9 protein-coding genes are annotated in these 12507 nt (G+C 41.6%); 6 read left to right on the plus strand and 3 right to left on the minus strand.

Features of this window, described 5'->3' with window-relative positions:
- Positions 1-41: 41 nt before the first annotated feature.
- The 5 genes from cofG to gshB all read left to right on the plus strand — a co-directional run bounded on the left by cofG (position 42) and on the right by gshB (position 6680).
- Positions 42-1013 (plus strand): 7,8-didemethyl-8-hydroxy-5-deazariboflavin synthase subunit CofG, encoded by a 972-nt coding sequence (gene cofG, locus NPUN_RS24245; protein WP_012411104.1) that lies wholly within the window; start codon positions 42-44, stop codon positions 1011-1013.
- 162 nt (positions 1014-1175) lie between these two features.
- Positions 1176-2921, plus strand: a complete 1746-nt coding sequence (gene hflX / locus NPUN_RS24250) for a GTPase HflX (protein WP_083782430.1) — start codon at positions 1176-1178, stop codon at positions 2919-2921.
- 1104 nt (positions 2922-4025) lie between these two features.
- Complete coding sequence (locus NPUN_RS24260) at positions 4026-4844, plus strand: XDD4 family exosortase-dependent surface protein (protein ID WP_041565596.1); 819 nt, start codon at positions 4026-4028, stop codon at positions 4842-4844.
- A 373-nt stretch (positions 4845-5217) separates the two neighbouring features.
- Positions 5218-5481 (plus strand): glutaredoxin 3, encoded by a 264-nt coding sequence (gene grxC, locus NPUN_RS24265; protein WP_012411107.1) that lies wholly within the window; start codon positions 5218-5220, stop codon positions 5479-5481.
- A gap of 215 nt (positions 5482-5696) precedes the next feature.
- Complete coding sequence (gene gshB / locus NPUN_RS24270; RefSeq protein ID WP_012411108.1) at positions 5697-6680, plus strand: glutathione synthase; 984 nt, start codon at positions 5697-5699, stop codon at positions 6678-6680.
- A 538-nt stretch (positions 6681-7218) separates the two neighbouring features.
- On the opposite strand, the gene ftsZ is transcribed toward gshB, so the two are convergent.
- From ftsZ to NPUN_RS24285, 3 genes are all read right to left on the minus strand, one after another.
- Positions 7219-8535 carry a cell division protein FtsZ gene (gene ftsZ, locus NPUN_RS24275; protein WP_012411109.1) on the minus strand — a complete coding sequence of 439 codons (1317 nt, stop codon included), beginning with the start codon at positions 8533-8535 and terminating at the stop codon, positions 7219-7221.
- Positions 8536-8589: 54 nt separating this feature from the next.
- Positions 8590-8880, minus strand: a complete 291-nt coding sequence (locus tag NPUN_RS24280) for a hypothetical protein (protein WP_086000607.1) — start codon at positions 8878-8880, stop codon at positions 8590-8592.
- A 561-nt stretch (positions 8881-9441) separates the two neighbouring features.
- The gene (locus tag NPUN_RS24285; protein ID WP_012411111.1) at positions 9442-10296 is read right to left on the minus strand and encodes a cell division protein FtsQ/DivIB; all 855 of its coding nucleotides are present in this window, start codon (positions 10294-10296) and stop codon (positions 9442-9444) included.
- 691 nt (positions 10297-10987) lie between these two features.
- Here NPUN_RS24285 and NPUN_RS24290 point away from each other — a divergent pair.
- Complete coding sequence (locus tag NPUN_RS24290) at positions 10988-12319, plus strand: P-loop NTPase fold protein (RefSeq protein ID WP_012411112.1); 1332 nt, start codon at positions 10988-10990, stop codon at positions 12317-12319.
- The last annotated feature ends 188 nt before the right edge of the window (positions 12320-12507 follow it).

The raw sequence follows: 12507 nt of genomic DNA on the forward strand, positions 1-12507 counted from the left end.
TTTGAGCAAGAGGTTGTTTTAACTAATAGACTATCCTGCTTATGCCAATTAATAATTGTCGTCTTGTCACCTATAGCCCTGCTTATACAATCGTTCCTACTTATGAGTGCTTTAATCGCTGTAGTTACTGCAACTTTCGTAGCGAACCTGATAAAAGCCCCTGGATGAGTATTTCAGATGCACGAAGCATTTTAAAACCACTCCAAAGCGAAAAAGTCTGTGAAATCCTCATACTAAGCGGTGAAGTTCATCCTCATTCGCCAAGGCGTGAGGCGTGGTTTAGACGAATTTATGATTTGTGCAAGTTAGCCCTTTCAATGGGGTTTTTACCACATACCAATGTAGGACCATTGAGTTTTGATGAAATGCAAAAACTCAAGGGTGTAAATGTCTCGATGGGGCTGATGCTGGAACAGTTAACGCCAACATTATTAAATAGTGTACATCGACACGCACCAAGTAAATTGCCAGAAGCTCGTTTACAACAATTGCAATGGGCGGGAGAGTTACAAATTCCCTTTACAACTGGCTTACTCTTAGGAATTGGAGAAACCTCTGATGATTGGTGGGAAACCTTAGAAGCTATATCTAACTTGCACCAACGTTACCATCACATTCAAGAAACGATCCTGCAACCTCATAGTCCAGGAAATCAGCAAACTTTTGATGCACCTCCTTTTAATCCCCATCAATTACCAGAAGTAATTGCTCAAGCACGTAAGATTTTACCGCCAGATATTACTATTCAAATTCCGCCAAATTTAGTTAAGGATGACCTATGGTTACTCGCTTGTATCGAAGCTGGTGCGGGAGATTTGGGTGGAATTGGGCCAAAAGATGAAGTAAATCCCGATTATCCTCATATTCAGGAACAGGCATTGAGAGAAATTCTACAACCTGCTGGGTGGGAATTGGTGCCGCGATCGCCAGTTTATCCGCAATTTGATAGCTGGTTGTCGGGGGAGTTGCAAACAGCAGTGAAGCGATCGCGGAATGCTATGTTATTGGTTTAACAAAACATTGCTAGACCCACACCACCAAAATAGCTTCAAATCAAGACTATGGGTGACGAATTCCCAATGCATCCTTCAGAAGATATAGATGGCAGCCCAAACCCTGTTGTAAAATAGACATTAAGAAGGATTTGGGGGGCCATTTACTGGTCATAAACGCCTATAGAAACTATCTTCGGAAATCTCCAAGGTTTAAAGTCCAGCCAGCTGAAGCAACTACAGCGGCTGTATCACCAGCGTATACCAGGCGATCGCATCACCACGCCTGAGTTTTCCCAGCGTCTGGCAGCAATTAGCACAGAAGTCAATCAGCCGGTGTGCGCCTACATAAACCGTCGCGGGCAAGTGATTCGCGTCGGGGTAGGTACACCGCGTCAAACGCAAATACCACCGATGGAATTGCCCCGTTACGGTGCAGAACGACTCAGTGGTATTCGTTGTATTGCCACCCATCTGAAGCCAGAACCGCCAAATGAAGCCGCACTCACGGCTATGGCCCTGCAACGCTTAGATGCCCTAGTTGTCCTAAACATTACCGGAACAGGATTTACACGGCGGGGAGGCGGTGCAACTGGGTATGTAAAAGAAGCTTATCTAGCTCATCTAATACCCCAAGAGTCTCGTACCCTGATTACTAGTCCTGCTGCTTTCAAAGTAGAAGAGAGCAAAATTCAAACCCCAAGTTGGAATATATCGCCACCGATGGATTTGGACGATCTGGCAGACCAGGATTTAGTAGATTTGGTGGAAAATCTGGAAGCAGAATTCCAGCGCGAATTTATCGCCCAGGAAGTAGATGCTGACCACGATCGCGTGCTAATTGTGGGGCTGATGACCAGTGAGACAACTCCCCTACAATTCCAAGATACTTTAGCAGAATTGGCACGTTTAGTTGATACTGCTGGGGGAGATGTATTACAGACAATACAACAAAAGCGATCGCGCGTTCATCCCCAAACAGTAGTTGGGGAAGGTAAAGTACAAGAAATTGCCCTAACAGCCCAAACACTAGGAGTTAATCTTGTCGTCTTCGACCGCGACCTCTCACCCTCCCAAGTCCGCAACTTAGAATTGCAAATTGGCATCCGGGTGGTTGACCGCACCGAAGTAATTTTGGATATTTTTGCTCAACGCGCTCAATCCCGTGCCGGTAAATTGCAAGTAGAACTAGCACAGCTAGAATATATGCAACCGCGACTGGCTGGTAGAGGTCGCACCATGTCCCGATTGGGTGGTGGTATAGGGACTCGTGGTCCTGGTGAAACAAAACTGGAAACCGAACGCCGTGCCATCGGGCAGCGTATTTCCCGACTGCAAAAAGAAGTAACTCAGTTGCAAGCCCATCGTTCGCGCTTACGCCAACGAAGGCAGCATCGAGAAGTTCCTTCAGTCGCTTTAGTTGGATATACCAATGCTGGTAAGTCTACCCTGTTGAACGCTCTCACTAATGCAGAAGTTTATACAGCCGACCAACTATTTGCCACTCTCGATCCCACCACCCGCCGCCTAGTGATTCCTTATGGCGAAACAAATGAACATCAGGAAATTCTGATTACAGATACGGTAGGGTTTATACACGAACTACCTGCATCATTAATGGATGCCTTCCGCGCCACCTTGGAGGAAGTCACAGAAGCCGATGCCCTACTACATTTGGTAGATTTGTCTCATCCTGCTTGGTTGCGTCATATTCGCTCAGTCAGGGAAATTTTGGCACAAATGCCAATAACTCCTGGTCCGGCGCTAGTGATTTTTAACAAGATCGATCAAGCAAATAGTGAGACACTAGCTCTAGCTAGAGAAGAATTTCCTCTCGCGGTATTTATTTCTGCGAGTCAGCGCTTGGGATTAGAAACCCTACGCCACCGCCTTGCTCAACTAATTGAATATGCCGTTGACAGTAGGTAAATGTTGAGTAACTAATTCAGTGTTAGCACTTCATATTAGTGTCGTGAATATTTAACTTTAGGGAAGGCAATTTATCGCCTTCCCTTATTTATTGCATTTCTATAAGGAAGAGTAGAAAAGTTGAATTATGCTTTTAACTTTAATTTTCCAGATATTTTTAACGCACCATTTTAGCATTGCCATACCAGTACAGTGGTTTTATGGCTCCTGTTTGATTTTTGTTCGCGCTGGGTGGTTTCATACAACCAGAGAAAAACTAAAACTGGGTTTCAAAACCTCTCCCCGAAACGGAGAGAGATTTGGAGAGGCATAAAAAGCCATGCCACAAAAAAATAAATCAAGACTTATGTATTTTTCTTTTTTAGTATGAAACCACCCTGCTGTCTGATTTTTGTTCGCGCAGCATGGCGTAGCCATACTAACTTGCGTGGTGCGCGTTCGCGGAGCGTGTCGCAGACAAGCCTCTCGTAGAGAAGCGTCTCGTAGAGAAGCGCAGCGCAAGCGCGATAGGCAAGGAGTGGGGAGTACGAAGTAGAAAAAAGCCTTTTTGATTTCTAGTGAATTTTTTCAAAAATCAGATTTGATTTTTGAACAATCTTTTAAATAAAACCCTGATAAAGCTGGCTTTTCACCTCAGTATGTTTTCAAGTATCAAATAGGATCCCTATATTTAATTTAACTCATGTACTTAGTGAAAGATTAAAATATCTACTCGTGTAGATTGGTGTGAGATACCTTGTGCAAGGTGGTTGTCTACAGGGTAACACTGCGCTTTATCCAACCTAAAATTTTTCCTCATAGAATAATCAATATCTCCTAAAATTTTGTTGTTTAAGTAATAATATTGAGAAACCAAATATTGATTATTCAACGTGAATCTAGACAATCCTAATTGAGAAAAATATATCAAGTGTAAATACTGAAAATTTCCATTAGTTCATAAAAACTATATTGATAATTACAAATTTAAATTTTTAGCTAACCTTGCTAAATAACGTAGACAATTGGTATTTTTTTGTGTCAATTTAGACGTTGGTAACTTCCATAAAAAAGTTATTTTGAGAGGTTTTAAATATCCTCAATAAAAAAAGGAGTTTCAATCGAGTGTCTCAACTATATTCCAAGAAAATAGCGGGTTATGCAATCTGTTGTATGTCAGCATTAGCTGTGGTGACAGTTTCACAGATGTCCCGAGCAGATGCAGCCTCTATGACTTTCTCAGTCACAGGAACTAACTCAGCATCAAATAATGCTCTGGCATCATCAGTTGTCTTTGATGACTTACTCAATCCAGGTAAGTTAACAGTGACTCTAACGAACATGAAAAATGTTTCAGTTCCTTCTGATGTCCTCACATCAGTCTTTTGGGACTATGCTGGATCTCCCTTAAACTTATCGTTAATTTCAGCAACAGCTGCAACGGTCACTAAAAACAACCCCTCTACCACTACAAATAATGTAAATCTTCTCAATACTCCTAATGGCAAGGAATGGGCATTTGCATCTACTACCAATTCCGCAGGACTTACTAATGGAGTAACCCAAGACTATGGTTTAGGTACTGCCGGCTTGGGTATTTTTCAAGGCATTGGTGGACAGCAGCAAGTGAATTACGGCATTATTGACGGCTACAATGCTAATGCAAATTCACCAGTCAAAGGAGGAAGTTTTGTTGACAATTCTGCCACGTTTGTTTTATCAGGACTGCCCGCTAACTTTGATATAAGAAAAATTGGTAGTGTTCGCTTCCAATATGGCACCGCTTTAAGTGAGCCTAGCATTATAAAAGCACAAGGGAATTATTATAGTCCTCCGCCTCCTCCACCAAAAAAAGTACCTGAACCTGGGACGACAGCCGCCCTTGGTTTATTTGCAGTGGGTGCATTGAAAGTGGTAAGGAAAAAATCTTTAGTAGTAGCCTAAGTGACAGTTAAAAAACTGCCAACACTGAAAAACACCAGATTCTTCCATAAAAGGAAATACTGTTTTTTTAGAAAGTCAAGCGTGCATCCCCTCTATTCTGTAAAAATTGATTAAGTACAAGATGGTGTAAATAGGCTAATAATTATAAATCGTTGCAAAGCTTGCATTCTTTCTAGGCTTTTCAACGATTTTTCGTTTTGCATAGTTCTGCACAAAAAGCTGGCTAAGTGTAGCGGATCTCGAAGGAACTCAGCGATACAAATAACTGAATTTAGTTAGCCACTTCTGAAAGTAAAGTCAAAACCGCATAGAAAACCTACAGCCAGTTGCAACGTTCTAAAATTAAAAAGTATTAAATCAAGTTGAGGACATTATGGCTGCAAAAGTAGAAATTTACACTTGGAGGACTTGCCCGTTTTGTATCCGTGCCAAAAGTTTACTGAAAAACAAGGGCGTTGAATTTATCGAATACAGCATCGACGGAGATGAAGCAGCCAGAAATAAAATGGCTCAAAGAGCAAATGGACGGCGCTCGTTACCGCAAATTTTCATCAATGACGATCATATTGGTGGTTGTGATGATATCCACGCTTTAGACAGTCAAGGCAGGCTGGATGAGCTACTAACTTCCGTGTAAGTTTAGAAGATATTACACTAGCGACAAGCCACTGCAAATTACGCAGCAGTCGCTACAACTCTGTTTACGAAATTTTTCTTCTCGCAAAAGTATCTGTCCATAAGACTTTACCCTCCAGTTCCTACTCAGCAGTACAGATGTACATCAATTAGTAAGATCATCAAGAGATAATAATTGAACAACCATTTAATTTCTTGGTGATTGAGGTATAAAGGGTGAAACTGGCTTTTATCATTGATCCCATCCATCTGCTTGACCCGTGTCATGATACCAGCATTGCCCTGATCGAAGCAGCGCAAATCCTGGGACACGAAGTTTGGGTAACTCAAGCAAATCTGCTGAGTGTGGCGGAGGGCAAAGCTTGGGCTGTCCTACAGCGAGTCGAACTTGTACCAGTGCAGTTGGTGGAGAGACGCTGGATAGCGGCGAATCCTTGGTATAAGTTAAGTGATTCTTCCTTAACTTCCTTAGAGACAATGGATGCCGTATTTATGCGGACAGATCCACCTGTCAATGATTCTTACCTCTATGCCACCTACATTTTGGATTATGTTGACCAAAATAAAACTCTGCTGATTAACAGTCCTAGCGGCATTCGAGGGGCAAATGAAAAAATGTATGCCCTCCAGTTTACCAAAGCGATTCCAGAAACGATTGTCAGTGCTGATAAGCAGTTTATTCGGCAATTTGTTGAAGCCAAGGGGGCAGCTGTTCTCAAACCACTGGGAAACAAAGCCGGGGAAGGAATTTTATTTTTGCAATCAAGCGATCGCAATTTTAACTCCATTGTCGAACTCAGTACCCTCCAAGGTCGAGTGCCAGTAATGGTACAAACCTATCTACCGGAGGCAAAAGAAGGAGATAAACGCATTATCCTGCTCAATGGCGAACCGATTGGTGCGCTCAATCGCCTCTCTAGCGGAACTGATTTTCGCAATAATATGGCAACTGGTGGTACAGTCGCTCAAACCGAAATTACCCCAAGAGAACATGAAATTTGTACCCAAGTAGCCGAACGCTTACGCCAAGATGGTTTAATTTTTGTGGGTATAGATGTTATTGGTGGCTACTTAACTGAAGTTAACGTCACCAGTCCTACGGGAATTCGTGAAATTGATCGTCTAGATGGTACTCACCTTGGTTATCAGGTTATTCAATGGATTGAACAGTCATTAAATTCAAGGAGGCAGGAAGAGTAAATCAGTAGGGGTCAAATCCCCTGCTGATTTGAAGCCATGAACTAGAGTTCAGTCGAGGCCTTATCTACTGGTGAAGGCATTTCTAAAGTACAGGCGGTTTTCCTCCTGCCTCCTGCCTTCATTGATAAATGTAAATTATTTTTACTTGGTGTCCTATTTCCCAGAAAACAACATTACTTCGGGTGCTTGCGTGGGCAACTCGCCCATACAGCTTTGTTTATACAGAATATAAGTTTAATGAATCGCAATGGTAGATGTAGCAATGTCTACGACGGGCTACATTTAAACATTCCTAGTTGGGCAGTTCTTCTGGTTTATTTGTTCCAAAAGCACAGCTAGACATGGGAGCGAGCAGAACCCTGCCTAAGTTAATTCTATAAGTAGCGTTAAGAAATTTCTTTACCAATTAGCAAAATTAGGGATGGCAACGGATTGCTTATCCCTGCTTTTGGTAAACCCTGAAACTAACAGATTTTATACAGCACTTAGCCTAACCTGAGACTGCTAATTTAATCTAAAATCTCAAATCCAAAATCTTTTAATTCCGTGGTGTTCGTCGGTTTCTCAAGAAGTCAGGTATATCCAATCCAGGTTTTTCTTTTGGTTCTGGAGTTGGAGTTGGAGTTGGAGTTGAACTTGGAGTTGAGGTTGGGGGATTAACTGCGGGTTGTTGTGTTGTTGGTCGCTTCGAGGTATTAGGTGCTACTCGAACACTAGCTACGCTTTGTTGTACCGCAGCTTGTACTTCACCTGTAAACCCAGTGGCAATTACAGTAATTCTGACCTCACCTTGGAGTCTGTCATCAATTACAGCCCCAAAAATAATATTGGCGTTGGGATCAACTACTTCATAGATTGCTTCTGCGGCTGCATTCACTTCATGTAAAGTAAGATCGGTACCGCCTGTAATATTAAATACAACCCCTCTAGCACCTTCAATAGAACATTCTAGTAACGGTGAAGAAATAGCTGCGATCGCAGCTTCTCTGGCTCTAGATTTTCCAGAACTAACGCCAATTCCCATCAATGCCGATCCTGCATCTGCCATCACAGCCCGGACATCAGCAAAGTCAACATTTACCAAACCGGGAATTGTGATGATATCAGAAATACCTTGCACCCCTTGACGCAACACGTCATCTGCATAGCGAAAAGCTTCTTGCACAGGTGTTTGTTCGGGGATCACTTCCAGTAGTTTGTTGTTAGGAATAATAATCAGTGTATCTACCCTACTTTTTAAGCCTTCGATCCCTTGTTCGGCTTGGCTGGTACGGCGGCGACCTTCAAAGACGAATGGACGTGTGACTACCCCAACAGTGAGAGCGCCCATTTCTTTGGCTACTTCTGCTACGATTGGAGCTGCACCAGTCCCAGTACCGCCACCCATACCAGCGGTGATAAATACTAGGTCTGCACCCTCTAAAGCTGTAGCAATTTCGTCTCGTGATTCCTCAGCTGCCTTTTGACCGATGGCAGGATTACCACCTGCTCCTAAGCCCCGCGTTAGCTTTTGTCCAATTTGTAATCTACTGGGAGCGCCTGCCAGAGTTAAAGCTTGGGCATCAGTATTTATTGACCAAAACTCTACACCAGAGACATCAGATTCGATCATGCGGTTAACGGCATTACCACCGCCGCCACCGACACCAATCACTTTGATGTTGGCAACCCGACCAGGGACAATCTCGCCAATGCGGCTATTTTCCGTAAAAATCTTCTTATTATCGTGATTTTGTCCGAAGTTCATCCCAGAGTTATTAAAGGGATTGGTCGAGTTAACTGCCAGAGAAAACCCAGGCTGTCCCGGAGATTGGGAATTTTTATAGGTGAGTCCTTGGTTATTATCAAGTGTCATTGGATTTGTGAGAGGGTAGATAAACGACTTTTCCAGGTGCTATTCACTTAAGAGTCAACTATAGTTTGACACTGCCACAATACTATGGCACTGTTCTTTATTGTTTTCACTACTGCCAAGCCTAACAGAATTGGCGGTATGAAAATTTGCTATGAGATCAGCTTTTAATGCAGCCGATCGCACAGCCAATTCTAGAGAAGTATACCTATATTTATCCAAAAGTGACTTGTATAACTTCAACCAGACATTAATCTCTTCATTCTTCTCATCAGAGAACATAACTTCTAAAGACACACTACAGCGCATCTTATCTGCCTCAATAATATTGTTAATAGGTTTCACCATTGGGGATAATTGCAACTTTATACAGAAAATTTACCTGATACTTACTTATTCTTAAGGTTGAAGTAAGCAAGAATTTACTTGTCAGACTATACCTGATTAATTTGTTGTTTGGGGGGTCTTAATGGACACTTTGTTAGAGCAATAGTCTATCTTACGAGAACCCTCACTAGTGTGGTCAACAAATCAAGATTTCCCTAGAGGTTTCGTAACCCAATTAAGAAAGATGGTACAGAATAGTCCAAACTGATTGCCCAAAAGTAGTCTTTACGCAACTTTTGGTAGTACTTTAAGTTACAGGTTTAAACTTCAGTAAACTGTCTTTGGAAGTATCCTCAACAGACCAAAGTTAGATTGTCAGACATCTTGCACCCTACTATTAGATGTTAGGGTAACAATTTGAGAGTGTTTTACTCACAAAAGAGATTTCATGATTGATCTTCTCATTTTAATTAGAAGTTAATGCCGATTTTCGCGCGAGTTGCAGGAAAACCGAAAATAATAAATATTTTTATCAGCATAAAGCTTCTTAATTTACTAGGAGCTATCAATACATTAAACACGCTAGATATTTTTAGGGTTTTTGGGAGTTAATTTTTGGTCTTTTTGGTTCATTTGTACTAAAGGAAAATCGGGATTTTTCAGATCAATATACTCTATTTGACCAGAATCGAGTTTCGCTGATAAATGGCGCATTTGGGCGAGTACCTTAATTTGTTCAGACAACAGGGGGCCTGGAACGCCAAGATGCACATTTCCTAGTTCTGTTTTCAAAATTAAATTCGCTGGATTTTGGCAATCAATTTCCACTACTTTCACAGTACTTTGGCTGATAGCTTGATGAATATGAGCCCAGTTGAGACAGTATTGTTTGGGCGAGCCAATTACTCTGAGATTGGGTAATTTCCTAGTGGGATTCAGTGATGTGTATTTTTCTAAAGGTATCCAGGCCCCACTTGCATCTAGTAAGCCCAGTGTGACTTTTTTATTGCCAGTACCCTGATTTGCCCCACTTGCTGTTTGAGTCATTGCGACAGGGACTCGTTCTTGGATTTCGATGTTTAATCCGGGAGGAAACAGGCGACGTCTCACGATCGCTTGAGCAATAGTTGGTTGTTTTTTCAAAGAGTTTGCGATCGCTTCTGGTTCAATCCGCCACAAAGATTGGGGATAAGATAGCACTAATAGAGATTGAGCTGTCTCATCTGACAGTAATTGATTACCTGATTTCATCACTACTTGTTTGGGAGTTTTTAACACCCATACTGGTTGAACTGCTACCCACAGCAATCCACCCGCCAAACCGGTAATGGCAAAGGTTCGCCAAATAGCTTGAATAATTCTCATCTGCCGTCGCCGACGTAATTTTTTACGACGCTGGGCAAGATCCGTGCGGGAAACTGATATTATGCCAGCCATTCAAACCCCTTTCTGGTTACAATCCAAATTCCTTGACGCGCTTGTATCATTATTAATTTCAGTAAACACTGTCGGCATCTGTTAACCGCTCTCCTCAAGACTTTTTTTATTTTTAGTAACACTTTACAGTAAGTACACAACGAACGTAGTCTCTAGTCATCCTTCCTATTAAAGTTTCCGGTGTCCATTCTTAACTCACTGTTGTATTTTTGACAAGGGACATAAAACATTTTTTCTTTAAAGATTACAAAATCTTAATTTAAATATTTCTGATTTTGTTTTATTGACAAATAGAATGTGAAGTGATAAATAAGTCTTCCTTTATCTATGTATAGATTGCTATAATTCATACTAGTCATGTCTCATCAACTATACAAACAGGGAATAATATAATCGAGTAGCCTTTTTTACTGATTAACTCCGTCATCAAGGTTTGTGTCAGGTTAAAGAAAAGCTATGAGATTGTCAAAACCTCAATAGTAGGTGTAAAAAGGACAGATATGTTTAAGGTTATTAGGGTCAATTAAATCTCTATCATACTACTGACAGTAATCCTGTAATAAGTGCTGTCTTTTGCAAGACACTACCAACTTGCAAATCTATTGCGTGCCTATATCAAAGTTAGAGATTGTTTGTATAAAAAATACGATTAACTGCATCTACCCACGCGTCTACATACACCTATACATACATGAAAACGACATTCAATTTGTCACGTTTTTATAAAGCATGTAACCCAAGCTACACGCTTAATATAAGCAACGTGCTAGATCGCCAGTATTACATAGATTTTGCTGATGTCCGTGGTTGTAAGATTGTCGAAGAATTGCAACGGACTATAGTTCGGATTTCTCCTGATGAGCCAACCTGTCAGTTATTTACGGGTCACATTGGCTGCGGTAAATCAACGGAATTGCAGCGCCTGAAAACAGAACTAGAATTGGCAGGATTTCATGTGGTTTATTTTGAGTCCAGTCAAGACTTAGACATGGCGGATATTGATATCAGCGATATTTTGCTGAGTGTAGCCCGTCAAGTCAGTGCCAGTTTAGAAGGCATTAACATCAAACTCAAAGGTGGTTACTTTACCAATTTGTTTAAAGAAGTAGGCGATTTTTTACAAAGCCCCATAGAGCTTTCTGGACAAGCAGAATTATCCTTAGGTATTGCCAAAATTACCGCCAAAACCAAAGATAGTACCCAGATGCGGAATCAACTGAGGCAATATTTGGAACCACGTACCAATAGTATTTTGCAAGCGATTAACGAAGAAATTTTAGAAAGGGCTGTTGAACAATTAAAGCTGCGGGGTCAAAAAGGACTGGTAGTGATCGTAGATAATTTGGATCGAGTCGATATGCGTCCCTTAGCATCAGGGCGATCGCAACCAGAATATCTCTTTATCGACCGAGGCGAACAGCTACGCCGACTCAAATGCCACCTAGTTTACACCATTCCTCTAACGTTAATTTTCTCTAATGAGTATGAGACATTAAAAAATCGCTTGGGGGGAGGGATTGCACCAAAAGTACTACCAATGGTATTGGTGCGGCAAAGAGATGGCAGTGATTACGAACCAGGGATGTCACTAGTACGCCAGTTAGTTTTAGCAAGAGCTTTTCCAGAAGTTTCTTTGAATGAAAGGCTTTTATTAATTACAGAATTATTCGATCATTCCCAAACCTTGGATCGGATATGTCGAGTTAGCGGTGGCCACATTCGCAACTTATTGGGTTTACTTTATAGCTGCCTGCAACGACAAGATCCACCTTTTTCTAGAGAATGCTTAGAAGCTGTGATTAAAGACTACCGCGACGATCTGCTATTAGCTATTGATGAATCCCAGTGGGAATTATTGTTTGAAGTAGTGCAACAACAGAGAGTTAAAGGTGAGTCTGACTATCAAAGCTTACTACGAAGCATGTATTTGTTTGAATATCGTGACCCTCTGGGGCGCTGGTTTGGTATCAGTCCAGCCCTAGCAGAAACAGAAAAAGTTTTAGCTTGGCAACAAAAAAAGTAATAGTGCTGGGTAAGTTAATAGTCATTAGTCCTTTGTCCTTTGCCATTGGACTAATTACTCATGTCTATGCCCAATACTTCTCTACGGAAGGCTGCGCCCTAAGCGTAGCTATGCCGCAGGCTTTACGGCTTCTCTACAAGACGCTACGCGAATGCTCAGTACAAATGTCCCATGTCAAATGCTCAATA

Origin of the sequence: Nostoc punctiforme PCC 73102 (genome assembly GCF_000020025.1) — a bacterium.
GTDB classification, from domain to species: domain Bacteria; phylum Cyanobacteriota; class Cyanobacteriia; order Cyanobacteriales; family Nostocaceae; genus Nostoc; species Nostoc punctiforme.